Origin of the sequence: Bacillus sp. 205(2023), assembly GCF_037027485.1 — a bacterium.
Taxonomy (GTDB): domain Bacteria; phylum Bacillota; class Bacilli; order Bacillales; family Bacillaceae; genus Bacillus; species Bacillus halotolerans.
Map to the genome: position 1 here is coordinate 218,120 of NZ_JAXCHF010000002.1, position 16,796 is coordinate 234,915.

Consider the following 16,796-nt stretch of genomic DNA (forward strand, 5'->3'; position numbering starts at 1 on the left):
TTTCCTGATCAATATCATTCTTCTGTATCATCAGACTTCTTAAATTCATTTTCCTTTACGTTTTCAAACGGATCTGTTTTAGAGTGCGGTGAAACGGCTTGATAGCCAAGGCGTTTGCGGGCCTCCATCGCGTATTCTGCGTCTTGTCCGTGATCAACGTATTTTAAGTGAGTAGAAGAGAACGTTAATTCGTCCACATTTTCAGGAAGCATCAATTGATCATACTTCTCTTTTGTCAGCTTAGGAGCCTCATTTTGAGTCTTTTTCACCCAGCTGTTAAAGTCTTTTTCTGTTACAGCATTCACATCAAACTCTTGGTCGGCAAAATGTTCACCTGTGAAGTTCGCGTTGCGGCCTTCATAAGTTCCCACTTCATCAGCCTGTAAGTATTGATCCATCAGCATTCCTGCCATCGCGTATTTTTGTCCTCCAAGCTGAGGAATCCATAGCGATGCCATTGAATCTGCAGATGAGATTTTAAACAAGATCGGGCGGTCGACAGGAATGTTTAAGTAGTTGACCGTTTCAATATCCTGTTCAGGGTAGCTGAATACCCATTTCCAGTCTACCGAAGTAGCGTAAACAACAAGAGGCTCTTTATCCTTTGTTGCTTCAGGAGCTTTTTCTAACGAATATATCGTCTGTACGGTTGGCACAGAAAGTGCGATGACGATTAAAATTGGGATCACTGTCCAGACTACTTCTAAGAACGTGTTACCGTGAATTTCTGGGTTATAAGATCCATTATCTTTGCCTTTACGGTCGCGGTATTTTACTAAAATAATGGTAAATAGAACAAAGACGACCCCGACAATAAACAGCATAAATCCGATAGATAACAGGATTAAATCACTTTGCTGATCAGCCACAGGCCCTTTCGGATCTAGTACTGAAGCATTGCTGCATCCCCCAAGGACGAAAACCACAGTTAACAGCGCTAATACAAGTAACGGTTTTATTGCTCTGAACAAGAAGATCACCATCCTTCCTATTGATGTAATAAATCTGAAGTGCATACTTCCTCAAAATCTTTTCTCTACTTTGTTATGCTATCAAAAACTTCACTTATTAGCTTTATTTTTTTATAAACTTCAGCCCATTTTCGCTTAAATGTCATAAAATCGACAAAAATTGCTCCAACTTTATTCATATCTATCGCTTAAGATGAAAAGTTTCTAGTTATTTCCGCATATAAGTAAAGAAAGATGATGAAGAACTAATTCTACTGACAAATAAAGGTTTACCACAATAAAAAACCAAGGTCAATCAAAAATTTCATTTTGTTAAACTTTCTACAAGGGAATTAATTTTTCCTTGCCTAGCATCTTTTCACACGATTACCATTTTAACGCAACCAATATTGAAAGAAAAGGCTCAATAGACCGGCGATATGCTCTGAACTGATCCCGCTTTTTTATTAGCACATTCAATTGTTTATCTTATACAAAAAGGAGGAATGATATAAGCAAATAAATTTAAAATAGGATGTGTTGCATGATGAGTTTCATAATTTCACTTATCGTCGCTATTATTATCGGATGGGTTGGCAGCCTGTTTGTAAAAGGAGATATGCCCGGAGGAATTATCGGGTCGATGATCGCAGGTCTTATCGGTGCCTGGATCGGCCACGGGCTGCTTGGAACATGGGGACCGCACCTTGCCGGATTTGCCATTATCCCGGCGATTATCGGTTCAGCCATTGTTGTATTTCTAGTAAGCCTCTTAGCAAGAAAAAGAGGATAAGAGCGACAGAGCCCAAAGCGTCACGTTTTGGGCTCTTTTTTCAATAGTAAAAAGCCTCTCCCTTAACGGTTGAGGCTTTTTACTTGTTTGACGCCTAAACAATGGATAAACCTGTTGAAGGCCTGTTTTCCTTCGGGTGTCTGTTTAAATACGCCGGCATGTTCAAGAATGCGTGCAAATACATGGCCAAGCTCTTCTTTTATAACCTGTTCCGCATTCTCTTTTGTTATGGTTCTTCTTTCCATCAGACGAAGAGCCCAATCCTTATGTTTAGCCGTCAGCTCATTTTCTTCTAATGCTGTTTTCGGATCAGCAGAGCACAGGGACGCTGCCGTTGCTTTCATTTCTTCCTGTAAACGGCCCGGCAAAATCGCTAAGCCCATAACCTCAATCAGGCCGATATTTTCTTTTTTAATATGATGAACCTCCTGATGAGGATGGAAGATTCCTAATGGATGCTCCTCATCCGTCCGATTGTTTCTCAGCACGATGTCGAGTTCATATGAGCCTCCCCTGCGTCTTGCAATCGGTGTGACCGTATTATGTGGCGTATCCCCTGTGAAGGGGACTATGCCGGCTTTTTCATCTGAATATCGCTGCCATGCACGGAATATATGGTCCGCTGCGTCAGCCACAATATGCGGATCGTCTCCCTGAAGCCTGAGCACAGACATCGGCCATTTCACTAAGCCCAGTGACACGCCGGGATAACTGTTTAATTCATATCTGTCCGTCATTTCGGCACGCGCCATCGGAAAATCGTGCGCCCCGCCCTGAAAATGGTCGTGGCTTAGAATGCTGCCTCCGACAATCGGCAGGTCTGCGTTTGATCCGATAAAATAATGCGGATATTGCCCGAGGAATGAGAGCAGTCTTTCAAATGTCTTTTTGCTGATCTCCATCGGTTCATGCTCACCCTTTAAAACGATGCAATGCTCCGGATAATACACGTATGGCGAGAACTGCAAATACCATTGCTCGTCTCTGAGAATAACAGGAATCATTCTGTGATTCTGCCGGGCCGGATGGTTCACACTTCCCTCAAAGCCGACATTTTCCTTACAAAGCACACACGGCGGATAATCCGTCTGCGTCTGTTCTTTGGCAGCCGCAATCGCCTTCGGGTCCTTTTCGGGCTTTGACAGGTTAATTGTCATTTCCAGCTCGCCATATTCGGTCGGCACCGTCCAATGAACGTTTTTGGCGATTCTGTCAGACCTGATATAATAGACATCCTCTGCATACTGATAAAACTCTTTTGTCGCCTGTTTCGGTCCGTATAACGCCTTTGTCTCTTCAAACTTGCGGATGACCTCAGACGGAGGCGGGACAAAACAGCCCATCAGCTTTGCACTGAGCAAATCTCGATAGATGTCTGTATTTGCTTCTATACGGCCGGTTTCTGCCGCCCACTTGTAAATGGGAGAAAGCAAGTCAGGAAGACGCTTGCTCTGCTTAATGAGTGTGCTTGAGACCGGCTGGGGATGTTTGATGTCCAGCGCTTCATAAAGTCGGTTTCTCGTATATTCCTGATCCCAAATCGATATCAGCTTTCGTTCCAGCCCATACTCTATCAGCTGTTCCAGATGTTCAAAAATGCTCATGTGTCACTCCCCCTTTAATTCTCTCGCTCCTTCTCCAATATCAGCGACATAAAAATCCGCTTTCAGTCCTGTTTTTTCTTGATATTTGTCTCCAACCTTTTGGATAAAGTCATCAACAAATTCATCCTTTACAATACTGATCGTGCAGCCGCCGAAACCCGCTCCCGTCATTCTTGAGCCGATCACTCCTTCTTGCTCCCACGCTGCAAATACGAGCTCATCAAGTTCCGGGCATGTCACCTCGTAATCATCCTTCAATGAAAGGTGGGATTCCTTCATTAACCGCCCGATTTCGTGAATATTGTTTTCTTTAAACATGTCGGCTGTCTTGATGGCGCGGTGGTTTTCATATACGGCATGCTTTGCGCGGCGTCTGTTCGTTTCATTTTGGATCAGGCCAGAGTGAGCGTCGAAGTCAGAAGGCTTGATGTCGCCAAGTGATGTAATGTCGAGCTCCTTTTGCAGATCCAGGAATGCGTCACTGCACTCTTGGCGTCTCGCATTATAGCTTGAGTCCGCCAATGTCCTTTTTTTGTTCGTGTTCGCAATAACCAGCGCAAGCCCGGAGACATCGAGTTTGCTATATTCATAGTCCAGCGTATCGCAGTTCAGTAGGATCGCATGATGTTCTTTCCCCATTCCGATTGCGAATTGATCCATAATTCCGCAATTGACCCCGATAAATGTGTTTTCCGCATGCTGTGCCATTTTGACAAGCTCCAGCGCCTCGAGTTGAGGATGAAAATAGCTTTGGAGCACGACCGCCATCAGCAGCTCAATGGAAGCGGAAGATGAAAGCCCTGCCCCGTTTGGAATATTCCCTGAAAACACGATGTCAAAGCCATGCGGAATCGAATAACCCCTTTGCTGAAATTCATATATGACGCCTTTCGGATAATTGGCCCAGTCATCTTCTTTTTGATAACGGATGCCGTCAAGACTGCATTCCTTTATGCCGGTTTCCTGAAAGTTGTCCGAATACAATCTGACCAGCCCGTCTTTTCTTTCTGCAACAGCAGCATATGTACCCATGGTCAGCGCGCACGGAAACACGTGCCCGCCGTTATAATCCGTATGTTCTCCAATCAGATTCACTCTTCCCGGTGCGAAAAAAAACCGTAATCCCTCTTTCTCTCCGAATACACTTGCAAATATCCCCTTCAATTCTTCCCGCATGTGCATCACCTTTCATGGTTTTTATTATTTGTTTCCCGGTCTTTCTGTAACGAAAACGGAAGATCATATGCTGCCGCCCTTGTCATACCCCTTCTTCTTTTGTCTTTTTAAAGACGAGCCATTTGCTTGCGACATAGTTGACGACAACAATCACCGCATTGTCGAGTATTTTGGCCAGCGTTTCATTTGTATGGAACTGTCCGACAAGGATGATCATCATGCCAAGGTCTATGCCGAGAGACAGCACCCGAACGCTGCAAAAGGCAGTGAGCTCTTTCAGCAGGCTTTGCAGGTCATCTGTCTTCTGCTGAAACACATATACTTTATTTGTGATGTAAGCAAACAGAACAGACAAAATCCAAGCAGCTACTGTTGCAGCTTTATAATCCACATTCATGATCTCTACCAATATATAAAAGCTGGCGATATTCACGATTGTCGTGAAAATCCCCATAATGATATACATAATCATTTCTCTATACTTCACCGATGTTCCTCGCTTTCTGAAAAACTTTTCAAATTTCTTAGCTTTGCGTATTCGCGGTTAAAAGTAACAAAAACGGAAAGCGCGTCAAAAAAGCTGCGGAATGTGGCCGGATGGCCCAATACACGCGATTGTTTGATGATTCCGTCGAGCACCGCACATATTATTTTAGCCGTATACTCAGGATCAATACTGTCGTCAACCAGCTTTCTCTCCTTCAGCCAATGAATATATGACGTATTTTCTTCCACCCACAATTCGTATAGCCCTACATAAGCCTTGCATTTTTGGACAGCTTTAAAGGTCGGCATATTCATTGCAAACGAGGTGATGTCCCATGATGGTTTATTTTTGTAGTAAGAAAACAGCAGCTCTGCGGCATGTTTTGCAGCCTCATGCAGCGTCAGCGGTTTCACAGATGTCCGCTCGATTTCATCCAGGTAGCCGCTGATAATCTGTTTTTTCATTTGATGATTTTCGAAGATATGCTGCAGGAAGTCTTCCATGTTGTCAAAATGAACATAAAATGCGCCTTTACTGTACCCGGCAGCTCTGCTGATTTCTTCCACAGACACAGGGTCATACGCTCGGTCAATCAATAGATTCAGGCCAGCCTCTATAAATTTTTCAAATGTTTGCTCTCTTTTAATTTGAAATTTGTTTTTTTTCATATTTTTCTCCAGCCGGTATGATTACCCTTATCTTACACCGGATCAATCTTTTGCGGTATTTATTTCTTTCCAGAGGTATGCTATTCGGTTGTTAAGGGGTCATATTTAATAGGCAATAGGATTTATTTTCATTTACATACTATCCAGTCAGTATTTAATTGTTTATTATTATAAATAAGGTCCATTGGTTATATTAGTCAATTTTTTAGGGAATAGGTAGGTGATTTTTCCTTCAGTTTGTGAACACCGAGCAACTATGTGTGAAATTTGTTGTACTCGCCTCATCATCGCACCGGCTTGTCTTTTATTGCCAGGATGTTGCAGGAAAACATTTTATACAATTGGAGGTTACTATGAAAACTCAAGTTAAAAAAGATTTGGACAAAGATTGGCATATGTTGATTCAAGAAGCTAGATCCCTTGGGTTAGGCATTCATGATGTGAGGCAGTTTTTAGAATCTGAAACAGCGATGAGAAAAACCAATCACAAAAAAACCGTCCGCCAAGACTAATCCGGACAGGCGGATCTTTTACCTCTGGCTTTTCTATCATCTGATCTGAGTTTTCACCATTTCCTCTATTCGATAGCTTATATACTGCGCCGATTTTGAGGACAAACGGTGTTTCAGCCTAAAATATGACAGACAGCTGGTGATGCGGTCACCTCTTGGCACATGCATTGTCATAAAGAGGTGATGCGAACATGAAACCGGACTTTAGAAAAAGAGCAGCTTTGCATAGGCTGCAATTGGTGAGGTTTTGAAAGCAAACTTGTTTATATGCGGCAGCTGGAAAACCTTCGCCCGTTTTATACCCCCGCGTCTTATCTTCACGTTTCCTGCTTTTTTCGTCCACTTTATGATCCTGAAGAATAAATCAGACTTTCTGTACATACCTATTGGTGTACCTTTATGCTTATTTTTCAGCAGAATAAAAGGAGGAAAGCCATGTACAGATCGCAAGCTGATTACCAAAAGATTGCTGGGTCTCCATCTTTTCAAGCCTTTTTGAAGCAGAAACGGGCCTTTATTGTTCCAACTGCGATTTTCTTTTTTGTCTTTTATTTTTCACTCCCTGTTTTAACGTCTTATTTCACCTTTTTGAATACTCCGGCAGTTGGTGCTGTTTCATGGGCTTGGCTGTTTGCCATCGCTCAATTCGCTATGACGTGGACACTCTGTACGGTGTATTCCCGAAAGGCAGCTCGTTACGACCGATTTGTAAACGCTTTAAAAGAAGAGCTGAAGGGTGAACAGACATGAACCTGACAGCGTTTCTGTTATTTGTAGCGATTGTCGGTCTAACGCTTGTGATTACGTATTTTGCCGCGAAACAAACAAAAACGACGAGTGAGTTTTATACGGCCGGCGGCGGGCTCACCGGTGTTCAGAATGGACTGGCAATTGCCGGCGACTACATGTCTGCCGCGTCGTTCCTCGGCATTGCCGGAATGATTGCGTTATATGGGTTCGACGGATTTTTTTACAGCATCGGTTTTCTTGTCGCTTATCTCGTTGTCCTCTATATCGTGGCGGAGCCGCTTCGGAATCTCGGAAAGTATACGATGGCGGACATGATTGCGGCGCGTTTTAAAGAAAAGAAGATCCGCGGTGTCGCCGCTCTCAATACCATCGCCATCTCTACCTTTTATATGATCGCTCAGCTCGTGGGGGCAGGGGCGCTGATTAAACTGCTGCTCGGGCTCGATTATACCGCGGCCGTTCTGATTGTCGGAGTGCTCATGACCATTTATGTCGTGTTCGGCGGAATGATCGCGACGAGCTGGGTTCAGATTATCAAAGCCGTTTTGCTGATGGCCGGCACCCTCGTCATCTCCATCATCGTTTTTTCTAAATTCGGTTTTAACCTTAATACAATGTTTGAGCAAATGAAAACCGCTACTCCGCTTGGCGCTGATTTTTTAAATCCAGGGAACAAATACAAGGTCCCGCTTGAAACCCTGTCGCTGAATTTGGCACTTGTGCTGGGGACCGCCGGCCTTCCGCATATCTTAATTCGCTTTTATACAGTTAAGGATGCCAAAACTGCCCGGGCATCAGTCGTTTCAGCAACATGGATCATCGGTGTGTTTTACATTATGACGGTATTTCTCGGATTCGGCGCGGCCGCGTTTGTCGGTTTTGACGCGATTACAGCGGCCGATCCAGCGGGAAACATGGCGGCGCCGCTTCTGGCTAAAGCACTCGGGGGAGATTTCTTGTTCGCGTTTGTATCAGCCATCGCCTTTGCCACGATTTTGGCAGTGGTGACAGGCTTGGTGCTGTCTGCCGCTTCAGCGTTTGCCCATGATATCTACAGCCAGATTATCAGAAAAGGAGAAGCAACTGAGAAAGAACAGATGAAAGCGGCCAGATGGGCATCTGTCGCCGTGTCAGTGCTGTCTATCATTCTTGCGATTTTTGCTCAATCCTTAAATGTCGCCTTTCTTGTCGCATTGGCATTTGCCGTTGCCGCCAGCGCAAACCTTCCGCTGATTGTGTTTACTGTGTTTTGGAAAAGATTCAATGCCTCAGGCGCATTATGGGGCAGCCTGACTGGGCTGATCAGTGCTCTTGTCCTCGTGTCGATGAGCCCGAGTGTGTGGGACCCGGCCGGAGGTGCTATTTTTGTAGGCGAGCCGCTTATCCCGCTGTCTAATCCGGGCATCATTTCGATTCCGCTCGGCTTCCTCGGTGCGTGGCTTGGAACGCTTATGTCTTCTGATAAAACGGCTAATGAAGATACATTTGCAGAAATACAGGTGAAGGCGCATACGGGAATTCATATGGATCAGGATTAAAAAAGGCTCTCTAAACAGATTTTTGTTTAGAGAGCTTTCTTAGGTTACGTTTTCTGTTGTTCCTGAGAAATCGCGTTTTCAAATACTTCCTTGCCGGCTGCTCCCGGAATCACGGTGTCGCCGATGACAAAGGTTGGTACGGCTGTAATGTCAGCTTCTTCATAGGCGTGCTTCAGAGCTTGCCGCTGAACGTCCTGATATGTTCTTGCTTCCAGCGCAGCTTTGAATAATGCTCCGTCTAAGCCAACTTCCTCCGCCAGCTTCGTCAAGATATCAATCTCCCCGATGTTTTGGCCCTCTTGGAAAAATGCTGCAAATACACGGGTATTGTACTCATGTCCTTTGTTGTATTCTTTGGCAAAGTGAAAGCCTTCAAAAGCCAAGTCTGTATATGGGTGAGGCGAGACGTTTGGAAATTTGATATCGACTCCCAATTTCTCCGCCATCGGTCTGATCGAGGTTTGCCACATATACTTCTTGGAAGGGTCGTTTACAGGATCAAGCTGCGGTGAAGGACTTGGACGCAATTCAAACGGCATCCACTCGACTTCAACATCCTTTCCTTTTATCGCCTCTTCAAAAGCGGCTTTTCCAATGAAACAAAATGGGCAGACGTAATCTGAATAAACTTTTATTTGTACTGTCATGATTGTCTCCTTTCGTATAGGTTGATTTTAAACTGTAACAATAAAAGTTACAACTGTTTTTTAAAAAAGAAGCCTGCATGGCTTCCTTTTACGATTCAAGCAACCGCTGAGCGATATATTCTCCTTTTTTACACCCGCCGGGAATTGCATATAAAGCAGAACCAATCGTTTGCGTATATTCATTTAACGCATCCTTTGCCGAAAGTGCCTTCAGCATGGGAATGAACTGATTGTCGGGATTTTTTTGAAAGCTGATAAACAGGAGACCTGCATCCATATAACCGGTTTTGGAGTCAATGCCTTCCGTGTAAGAAAAAGCTCTTCGCAAAATTTGTTTCCCTGTAGATTTCGCAAGGCTGACGTGCGAATTTGACGGAATTTGATTCAGCTTGACGGGGTCTGTTTCCTTTTTTTGGCCAAAAGGCGCCCCGGAGCTTTTTCTGCGGCCGAAAGTATCCTCTTGATCCTTCAGGGAAGAGCGGTCCCAAATTTCAAGGAACATTTTGATTTTCCGAAAAGCCATATAAGTTCCGCCTGTCATCCAGTCAGGCTCGCCAGACTGAATCCACACGATCGAGTTCATCAATGTGTCATCCTTGGTGCTTTGGTTCCCTGTTCCATCTTTAAACCCAAATAGATTGCGCGGCGTTTCTCCATTTTTGCCCCCGCTTAAAAAGCCTTTGTTTATAAAGCGGACTTCACAGGTTCCCACCGCTTGATTCAGCAGGTTTCGCAGCGCGTGAAACGCCACTTGTTCATCATCTGCGCATACTTGGATGCAGATGTCTCCGTTTCCCTGCTTCGCATCGAGATTGTCATTCGGCATCGCCGGAAGAGCAGCAAGGTGTTTCGGTTTCTTGCCTTTCAGTCCGAAACGATCCTTTCCATCTTTTTCGAAAAAGTCAGGCCCGAAGCCAAAAGTAACCGTTAAGTTGGAAGGCGGTAAATCAGCCGATTCACCCGTATCCTGCGGCGGCAGATATTGATTTTTCTGCTCGCTCGACATTTTGTTTCCTGACGTCAGCATTTGTGTCAGGCTGGTCCAGTTTCTGAATAACGTGATGATAGCGCTTTTCTCCTTCGCCGTCACATCAAGCGCGGCAAAATACACGTACGTCTGATGGGCAGTGGTGATTCCGGCCTGATGCTTTCCGTAAAATGGAACAACCTGGTCATCCTCTTTTTCGTCCTTCTTCGATGGCTTAGCCGCGGTCTGAACAAGCGGAGCGAGACCGCCGAGGCCGCTGGCGCCAATCGCCACGGCCGCCCCAGCCATCGCTCCCCATTTTAAAATGTCCCGTCTGTGAATTTGTTCTGGCTTTTTCTGTTCATCGCTCATGCTGTTACAAAACTCCTTTTATAGCACATTCGCAATCTTCGACATGGTTTCAGAAAGAGTCGTCAGCTTTGTGCTCAGCTCTCTGATTTGATCTTCACTTAATTTATCATAAGACGTATAGGCCTGATCATTCGTTTTGTATTTTGCCATTAAAACTTCAAATTCGCTGAATTCGGTATCCAGCTTTTCCGTCAGATCAGAGTGGTCTTTTACGAGCGCGCTTTTCACAGTTTGATACACAGTCTCGGAGCCTTCAACATTTGCCATAAGATCGACTAAATCGATTCGTGAGTAGCGCTCCTCTTCACCCGTAATTTTAGAAATACCTGCTTCGTTCAGAAGCTCCATCGCGCCAGCCACAATTTGTTCAGGCGTTAAAGTCAATGATTCAATCGAACCGTCAAGCTCTTTTACATCCTTGACAAGCTGGTCAGCCGTTGCCTTTTCCCCGGAAATATTTTTATCCTTCCAAATGGCTTTCTCAAGCTTGTGGAACCCTGTCCATTTGTCTCCTTCTTCTACATCGTTTTCACGGGCATCAATTTTCGGATCAAGATCTCCGAGGCTTTCGGCAATCGGTTCAATTCTTTCGTAATAGACGCGCGCTTTCGCATATAACGTCTTTGATTTTTCAATATCGCCTGCATTCACAGCAACTGTAAATGCTTCCGTCGCCTTCACAAGCTGATCGCTCTGCTCTTTGACGTAGTCTTTATATTCATCTGCCGCTTTTGCCAGCTGATCGCTTGCCTTTTTGCTGCTCTTCTTCGCTTCTGTCAGGTCTTCTAAGGACGCTTTCAGTGACTCGGATTCTGTCTTGATTTTGTCTGTATCCGGTTTGGATTTTTGTGCTTCTGTGTAGATTGGCTGAAGATGCTTTTCGATTTCTGTGTATTCGAACGGATAGTCGCTGCGAATATCATTTTCAAAAGAAAGCCAGTAGCTGTTTAATTCTTTCCCCTTCTTTTGTATCTCTTTTTGATCGGCTTTTTCAGCTGATTCATTCAGTTCGGAAATCATGTTCTCCATTTTATCAACGGAAGCTGCGATCTCTTTGCTTACTCCGCTTTTATCAGATGACGCTTTTTCTTTAGTTGACGAAGTGTCATTGGCTCCGCATCCCGCACACAGTGCAAGGATGCATCCGGCTGTTACAGCAATCTTTGTGATATTCATTTTGTCAGTTCCTTTCCGTTTGTATAATGTTTTGCCGCTTCTGAGATAAGCGCAATCAGTAAAAATAGCAAAATCAGCAATTGCGGAATCGTACTGTACACGGACGGATAAATTCCGAGAACGGACACAGACGGCAGCCAGCTTTCTGCGTCAGACGGAAGAATCCCCGCGAGCTGCAGGCTGTGGACGCCCGTTCCGAGAAATTTCACGCACATATACAGGACAACCGCCATTGACAGCAGAAAAAACGGCTTCAATGGAATGCGCATTCCGAGCTTCATCATAAGAACACCGACGATGACGAGAACGACAAGCCCCGCGGCTGTCCCGCCGATCAGCTCAGTGAGAGAGAGCTTTCCAACAAGGCCGATGAAAAAGATGACTGTTTCGAGCCCTTCCCTCACGACTGCCAGAAATGCAATGAGCGCAAAGGAAAGCAGGCTTCGTTTTTTCAGCGCCTGTGATTTCCGGATATTGATTTTTTCTCTCCACCTGTCCATCGAGGCGTTTCTATGCAGCCACACCCCGACATACAAAAGCATGACAGCGGACAGCAAGCCGGTGATTCCGCCTAGCAAGAAATTGTTTTCTCCGAATACATTCGAGGAGAACAGGAGGGTGACGCCGATTCCGGCTGCTAAGGAAACGAACATGCCTGCTGACGCGCCGCCCCAGATCCAAGCGGAAGAACGGGTGACACGGGCTTTTTTTGTCATGGTCAAAAGCGCCCCGATGACAAGCAGCGCCTCCATTCCTTCTCGAATTGGGATCAAGGCCGCGTCCCACCAGCTGTAGCTGCTCGAAGCAATCGGCTCAAGCAATTGAATCATTTCGTCAATCTGTTTTATGACCTGATCGGGATGGCTGTCGATTTCAGCCTTCATGAGTGCCAGATTTTCCTCCGATATGGTATACGCTTCTTTGGATTGAGATACGACGTCTCCTTCTACGGCCAGCCAAGATGTGATTAAGTTGTCGATAGCGGCTGACGCTTCACCCATCTGTTTTTTTTCTATCAATTGTTTTGTGTCTTTTAAGCTTTGAATATAGGCTGTTAAGGACGTCCTTGATTGACCCGAGGATGCCTTCTTCAGTACAACAGCCTGCTGGTAGGTTTCTAAGTGAGAAGAAAGCTCTTCAAGCTGTGTTTCGAGTTTGTTCGCGTCTTGATTAATGAAAGAAAGAGAAATCATAGCGGTATTCGAGTCCATTTTGCTGTGGGATGAAAGGTTTTCCTTCTTAATAGATGGTTCTTCCTTTTTCCACGCCGATTTGAAGGTCTCAAATGTTTGCTGTGCGGCATCTATATCTCCGTCTCGTACAGATTTGATCATTTGCTTGTTTAATTCAAGCAGGGAAGCAATCGGATCATTTTCCGCATGCACCGCCGAACCGAAAAACATCAACAAGCTGAGTAATATAAGTGTCAGCCCCCGTGCCATCATGTTCCTCCTATAATTGAAAATGATTATCATTGTATATCATAATCATAGCCAGTTCCCGATCTTTGTCAATGAAAATTTGAAGGTCTGAAAACCTTGGCGGAACAGCAAAAAGGCTGCCCTTTATAGGACAGCCTTTTGAAGGCAAATCGGGTTATCTTCCGGTCTTATATGTGTGAATAACATCGTAAAATTTGCGTGCGGCTTCTTCCGGATCCTCCGTCAGACTGATTGCGCTGATCATACTGACACCATCAGCCCCCGCTTCGATGACGGGAGCGGCATTTTCTATTGTGATGCCGCCGATGCCGACAATCGGAATGCTGATGCCTTGACGTCTCACCGCTTCAATCAGAGACACACCCTGTACAGCTCTCGTATCCTTTTTCGTTTCCGTCGGATAGATCGGCCCGAGACCGACATAATCTGCTCCATCCTCCTCGGCTTGCTTCACCTCAGACATCGTATGGGCGGACACGCCAAGAATCATATCGCCAATGGCGTCACGGACTTCTTTTGCTTTCGCATCCTCTTGGCCGATGTGCACACCGTCTGCCTTCAGCATCAGTGCCAGCTCCACATCATCATTGACAATAAAAGGGACTCCGGCTTCACGGCATGCCGCCTGAACCTTTGCGGCGAAGGCAATCCTTTCCTCTCCTGTCAATGCGCCCTCGCCCTTTTCACGAAACTGGTACAGAGTGGCACCGCCTTTTAATGCGTTTTGCACGACTGCCACAGGATCGGCTTTCGTATTGTTTGAACCCATAATGAAGTAAACAGATAATAGCTCTTTCATCATTTCCCGAGAAATACGTGTCATGAGACTGTCACCCTTTCTATTGTCGCTAGCTCTAGTACATCCTGTTCAGAGACAGAAGACAGCTTGTTCAGCAATTCTATCTGAAAACTCCCCGGACCTTTGTCAGCTGTCTGGTGCGCGGCAAGCTGAGCCGCAACACCATATGAGGAAATCGCAGCGATGGCAGCGAATAACGGATTTTTTTCCACTGCACAAAATGCACCGACAACTGAAGTCAGAAGACATCCAGCGCCTGTCACCTTCGTCAGCAGCTTGTGGCCGTTATGAAGAGTGTATACGTTAGATGCGTCGGCAATTACATCGACTTCCCCAGTAATCGCAATGACCGTGTTCAGTTTTTGCGCCGCCTGTTGAGCCAGACGGATGCTGTCGCCTCCGCCTTCACCGGCATCGACTCCTTTGATCATCCAATCCGAAACACCGACGGTATGTGCAATTTCCGCGGTATTTCCCCTGATCGCAGAGAGGCGCACCTCACGAATCATCTCACGTGCCGATTCAGTGCGGAACGGTGTCGCTCCAGCACCGACGGGATCAAGAATGACGGGTACGCCATGTTCATTCGCTGATTTACCCGCAATGATCATAGCTTCGACGGTTTCTTTGCTTAGCGTTCCGATATTTAAAACGAGCGCACCCGCGATTTTCGCCATGTCGGCGACCTCTTCCTTCGCATAAGCCATTACGGGTGATGCACCGAGGGCGAGCAGGCCGTTCGCTGTAAAATTTGTCACAACATTGTTTGTTATACTGTGCACCAGAGGGCTATGCTTCCGGACGGCTGTTAGACGTTTTGCTGCTGATTGTGCATCCATATTAGCATCATCCTTTACTCTCTCTTTTTTTCGGATCCCACAAATACGATTTCGTATGTTCAAGCCAAGCTCTTGCCGCAAAGGACAAATAGCGGTCCTTTCTCCATATAATCGCAAGATGCCAAGGGATGACCGGATCGACAAGCGGAATGACTTTGACCTTTTCCGGATCAAGGCCGCGGCATATGCGTTCCGGCAAAAGTCCAATCCCCAGGTTGGCTGACACCATCTCACTGATAAAATCCCATTGTGAGGTTTCGTAAATGATATGGGGCCGGAATCCGGCCTTGATACATTCCATCATAATTCGATTGTGGAGAACAAAATCCTCCCTGAAGAAAATAAAAGGCTCTTCCTTCAAATCCTGTAATCGGCTCTCTTTCTCACCCGCCAGCCGGTGGGAAGGGTGTACGACAAGCATTAATGTTTCTTTTACGATCGTAAATGAATGAAAAATGTCTTCGTTTGCGGGGAGAACAACAACACCGATGTCAAGAGAACCGTCCCCAACGCCTTCTTGGACTTTGATAGAGCCGTCCTCAACAAGCTGAAAGGTCACATTCGGATAATTTTCCCGAAAATCGCCGAGCACTCTCGGGAAAAAACCTGAGCCGATCATCGGCGGCAGTCCGATTCGCACATGCCCCTTCTTGACCTCCATAATATCATTTAACTCGGATGTCAGGTTTTGAAATGATTTAATGATTTCCTGCGCCTGCACATACATGCTATGGCCGGCGTCCGTCAGCTCCACCTGTCTGCCGTTTCGGTAAAAAAGCTCGATCCCAAGCTCTGCTTCTAAATTTTTGATCATTTTCGATATCGTCGGCTGGGAAACATAAAGTGATTGGGACGCCTTCGTAAAACTTTTCAGACGGGCGACCTCCAGAAAGTATGTTAAATGGCGGATATCCATGAACTTCACCTCTTCTATAGACAAAAGGAATACTTATTATGCTTTATATATATTTTACCTATAGAGAGACCTTATGTACAATATGAATATAAGGGAGGCATCAATATGAAAAAACTGTTGCTAACCGTTATTCAAATCGCTCTGTTATTTATATTTGCTCGGCTGATTAATTGGGTGACAGCCCTTCTTCATATAAATATTCCCGGCAGTATAATTGGGATTGTGATTCTTTTCACATTATTACACTTTAAAATCATCAAGCTTGAATGGATAGAGCTTGGCGCGGCGTGGCTTCTTGGGGAGCTGCTTTTATTTTTTATCCCGTCTGCCGTCGGAGTGATTGAATACGGAGACATTATGTCAAAATTCGGTGTCAGCATTTTGCTTGTTGTCATCATCAGCACGTTTGTCGTGATGGTGTCCACAGGAACGCTTACACAAATCATTGCAAAAAGAAAGGAGAAAAAACATACGTGTTCATCGGAATTGTAAGTTTGTTATTAACGGTTTTGGTGTATGTAGGAGCAAAAAAAGTATATTCGCGTTTTCCGCGAGTCTATACGTCGCCGCTATTGGTGACGCCCGCTGTGTTAGTCGGTCTGCTGCTGCTGGTGAATGTCCCGTACGAGACATATAATCTCGGCGGTGAAGTGCTGACCGATATGCTTCAGCCGGCTACCGTGGCATTTGCGATCCCGCTTTATAAATATTTCCCTGTTTTAAAGAAATACGCAGTGGAAATTATTTTAAACGTCGCCTTCGGCTCATGCATCGCGATTATTTCTACAGCTCTTATTGCGAAATGGCTTCACCTCGGAACCGGCTTGATTGACAGCCTCGTTCCAAGATCAGTGACAACGCCGATCGCGATGAACGTATCTGAAATGATCGGCGGAATGCCTGCGGTCACAGCTATATTTGTCATTTTGACTGCATTGTTCGGCACCGTCATCGGGCCGATGGTCATCCGCTATTTCCGCATTGATAACGAAATTGCGCGGGGCGTGCTGCTCGGCACAAGCGCACATGGAGCGGGCACATCCAAAGCATTTGAGCTTAGCTCAGTGTCCGGCACGATTTCCAGTGTGTCGATGATCTTAGCTGCGATCATGACGCTTTGCGCGGCGCCGTTTTTGCTTTCATTTATGTAGGAAGAAAAA

Annotated in this window: 18 protein-coding genes; 6 read left to right on the top strand and 12 right to left on the bottom strand. The window is 45.5% G+C overall.

The genetic code is table 11. The annotated features are described in order from the left end of the window. Positions 1 to 14: 14 nt before the first annotated feature. On the bottom strand, positions 15 to 980 hold the full coding sequence (gene qoxA, locus WA325_RS08615; RefSeq protein ID WP_081638380.1) for a cytochrome aa3 quinol oxidase subunit II: 966 nt from the start codon (positions 978 to 980) through the stop codon (positions 15 to 17). 517 nt (positions 981 to 1,497) lie between these two features. Here qoxA and WA325_RS08620 point away from each other — a divergent pair. After that, positions 1,498 to 1,743, top strand: coding sequence for a GlsB/YeaQ/YmgE family stress response membrane protein (locus WA325_RS08620; protein WP_010332356.1), 246 nt, complete (start codon positions 1,498 to 1,500; stop codon positions 1,741 to 1,743). 62 nt (positions 1,744 to 1,805) lie between these two features. On the opposite strand, the gene galT is transcribed toward WA325_RS08620, so the two are convergent. The 4 genes from galT to WA325_RS08640 all read right to left on the bottom strand — a co-directional run bounded on the left by galT (position 1,806) and on the right by WA325_RS08640 (position 5,678). Then, positions 1,806 to 3,347: a UDP-glucose--hexose-1-phosphate uridylyltransferase gene (gene galT, locus WA325_RS08625; RefSeq protein ID WP_336183465.1), complete on the bottom strand. Its 1,542-nt coding sequence runs from the start codon at positions 3,345 to 3,347 to the stop codon at positions 1,806 to 1,808. Positions 3,348 to 3,350: 3 nt separating this feature from the next. Continuing rightward, positions 3,351 to 4,523 (bottom strand): galactokinase, encoded by a 1,173-nt coding sequence (locus WA325_RS08630; RefSeq protein WP_336183466.1) that lies wholly within the window; start codon positions 4,521 to 4,523, stop codon positions 3,351 to 3,353. A gap of 82 nt (positions 4,524 to 4,605) precedes the next feature. Then, positions 4,606 to 4,989, bottom strand: a complete 384-nt coding sequence (locus WA325_RS08635) for a GtrA family protein (protein ID WP_336183578.1) — start codon at positions 4,987 to 4,989, stop codon at positions 4,606 to 4,608. 17 nt (positions 4,990 to 5,006) lie between these two features. After that, positions 5,007 to 5,678, bottom strand: a complete 672-nt coding sequence (locus WA325_RS08640; protein WP_336183467.1) for a TetR/AcrR family transcriptional regulator — start codon at positions 5,676 to 5,678, stop codon at positions 5,007 to 5,009. A gap of 353 nt (positions 5,679 to 6,031) precedes the next feature. Between WA325_RS08640 and slrA the strand changes: the two genes are divergently transcribed. The 3 genes from slrA to WA325_RS08655 all read left to right on the top strand — a co-directional run bounded on the left by slrA (position 6,032) and on the right by WA325_RS08655 (position 8,478). After that, complete coding sequence (gene slrA, locus WA325_RS08645; protein WP_105954455.1) at positions 6,032 to 6,190, top strand: transcriptional regulator SlrA; 159 nt, start codon at positions 6,032 to 6,034, stop codon at positions 6,188 to 6,190. A 435-nt stretch (positions 6,191 to 6,625) separates the two neighbouring features. Next, positions 6,626 to 6,940: a DUF485 domain-containing protein gene (locus WA325_RS08650; protein ID WP_268510309.1), complete on the top strand. Its 315-nt coding sequence runs from the start codon at positions 6,626 to 6,628 to the stop codon at positions 6,938 to 6,940. Beyond that, complete coding sequence (locus WA325_RS08655; RefSeq protein ID WP_202853340.1) at positions 6,937 to 8,478, top strand: solute symporter family protein; 1,542 nt, start codon at positions 6,937 to 6,939, stop codon at positions 8,476 to 8,478. The genes WA325_RS08650 and WA325_RS08655 overlap by 4 nt, the downstream gene beginning before the upstream one ends. Before the next feature lie 44 nt (positions 8,479 to 8,522). Here WA325_RS08655 and WA325_RS08660 read toward each other — a convergent pair whose 3' ends face one another. The 7 genes from WA325_RS08660 to cidR all read right to left on the bottom strand — a co-directional run bounded on the left by WA325_RS08660 (position 8,523) and on the right by cidR (position 15,636). Next, on the bottom strand, positions 8,523 to 9,125 hold the full coding sequence (locus WA325_RS08660; protein WP_095712732.1) for a DsbA family oxidoreductase: 603 nt from the start codon (positions 9,123 to 9,125) through the stop codon (positions 8,523 to 8,525). 88 nt (positions 9,126 to 9,213) lie between these two features. Further along, entirely contained in the window at positions 9,214 to 10,464 is a 1,251-nt protein-coding gene (efeB, locus tag WA325_RS08665) for an iron uptake transporter deferrochelatase/peroxidase subunit (RefSeq protein ID WP_105954458.1), read from the bottom strand. A gap of 18 nt (positions 10,465 to 10,482) precedes the next feature. Further along, entirely contained in the window at positions 10,483 to 11,640 is a 1,158-nt protein-coding gene (gene efeO / locus WA325_RS08670) for an iron uptake system protein EfeO (RefSeq protein WP_202853342.1), read from the bottom strand. Further along, positions 11,637 to 13,082 carry an FTR1 family protein gene (locus tag WA325_RS08675; protein WP_336183468.1) on the bottom strand — a complete coding sequence of 482 codons (1,446 nt, stop codon included), beginning with the start codon at positions 13,080 to 13,082 and terminating at the stop codon, positions 11,637 to 11,639. The genes efeO and WA325_RS08675 overlap by 4 nt, the downstream gene beginning before the upstream one ends. Before the next feature lie 154 nt (positions 13,083 to 13,236). After that, a complete protein-coding gene (gene thiE / locus WA325_RS08680; RefSeq protein ID WP_105954461.1) occupies positions 13,237 to 13,905 on the bottom strand; it encodes a thiamine phosphate synthase in 669 nt (222 codons plus the stop codon). Then, on the bottom strand, positions 13,902 to 14,720 hold the full coding sequence (thiM, locus tag WA325_RS08685) for a hydroxyethylthiazole kinase (RefSeq protein WP_105954462.1): 819 nt from the start codon (positions 14,718 to 14,720) through the stop codon (positions 13,902 to 13,904). Before thiM ends, thiE begins: the two co-directional genes overlap by 4 nt. Positions 14,721 to 14,727: 7 nt before the next feature. After that, entirely contained in the window at positions 14,728 to 15,636 is a 909-nt protein-coding gene (cidR, locus tag WA325_RS08690) for a cidABC operon transcriptional activator CidR (RefSeq protein WP_010332370.1), read from the bottom strand. Positions 15,637 to 15,741: 105 nt separating this feature from the next. Here cidR and WA325_RS08695 point away from each other — a divergent pair, with 105 nt between their 5' ends. Together WA325_RS08695 and WA325_RS08700 are read left to right on the top strand one after the other, a co-directional pair. Beyond that, a complete protein-coding gene (locus tag WA325_RS08695) occupies positions 15,742 to 16,128 on the top strand; it encodes a CidA/LrgA family holin-like protein (RefSeq protein WP_003222205.1) in 387 nt (128 codons plus the stop codon). Beyond that, entirely contained in the window at positions 16,110 to 16,787 is a 678-nt protein-coding gene (locus tag WA325_RS08700) for a CidB/LrgB family autolysis modulator (protein ID WP_105954463.1), read from the top strand. Before WA325_RS08695 ends, WA325_RS08700 begins: the two co-directional genes overlap by 19 nt. Positions 16,788 to 16,796: the final 9 nt, after the last annotated feature.

What these genes read in the sequence shown, in the direction of transcription:
- WA325_RS08620 (WP_010332356.1), top strand. Translation starts at nt 1,498, where the DNA reads ATGAGTTTCATAATTTCACTTATCGTCGCTATTATTATCGGATGGGTT.
- galT (WP_336183465.1), bottom strand. Translation starts at nt 3,347, where the DNA reads ATGAGCATTTTTGAACATCTGGAACAGCTGATAGAGTATGGGCTGGAA.
- WA325_RS08630 (WP_336183466.1), bottom strand. Translation starts at nt 4,523, where the DNA reads ATGCGGGAAGAATTGAAGGGGATATTTGCAAGTGTATTCGGAGAGAAA.
- WA325_RS08635 (WP_336183578.1), bottom strand. Translation starts at nt 4,989, where the DNA reads ATGTATATCATTATGGGGATTTTCACGACAATCGTGAATATCGCCAGC.
- WA325_RS08640 (WP_336183467.1), bottom strand. Translation starts at nt 5,678, where the DNA reads ATGAAAAAAAACAAATTTCAAATTAAAAGAGAGCAAACATTTGAAAAA.
- slrA (WP_105954455.1), top strand. Translation starts at nt 6,032, where the DNA reads ATGAAAACTCAAGTTAAAAAAGATTTGGACAAAGATTGGCATATGTTG.
- WA325_RS08650 (WP_268510309.1), top strand. Translation starts at nt 6,626, where the DNA reads ATGTACAGATCGCAAGCTGATTACCAAAAGATTGCTGGGTCTCCATCT.
- WA325_RS08655 (WP_202853340.1), top strand. Translation starts at nt 6,937, where the DNA reads ATGAACCTGACAGCGTTTCTGTTATTTGTAGCGATTGTCGGTCTAACG.
- WA325_RS08660 (WP_095712732.1), bottom strand. Translation starts at nt 9,125, where the DNA reads ATGACAGTACAAATAAAAGTTTATTCAGATTACGTCTGCCCATTTTGT.
- efeB (WP_105954458.1), bottom strand. Translation starts at nt 10,464, where the DNA reads ATGAGCGATGAACAGAAAAAGCCAGAACAAATTCACAGACGGGACATT.
- efeO (WP_202853342.1), bottom strand. Translation starts at nt 11,640, where the DNA reads ATGAATATCACAAAGATTGCTGTAACAGCCGGATGCATCCTTGCACTG.
- WA325_RS08675 (WP_336183468.1), bottom strand. Translation starts at nt 13,082, where the DNA reads ATGGCACGGGGGCTGACACTTATATTACTCAGCTTGTTGATGTTTTTC.
- thiE (WP_105954461.1), bottom strand. Translation starts at nt 13,905, where the DNA reads ATGACACGTATTTCTCGGGAAATGATGAAAGAGCTATTATCTGTTTAC.
- thiM (WP_105954462.1), bottom strand. Translation starts at nt 14,720, where the DNA reads ATGGATGCACAATCAGCAGCAAAACGTCTAACAGCCGTCCGGAAGCAT.
- cidR (WP_010332370.1), bottom strand. Translation starts at nt 15,636, where the DNA reads ATGGATATCCGCCATTTAACATACTTTCTGGAGGTCGCCCGTCTGAAA.
- WA325_RS08695 (WP_003222205.1), top strand. Translation starts at nt 15,742, where the DNA reads ATGAAAAAACTGTTGCTAACCGTTATTCAAATCGCTCTGTTATTTATA.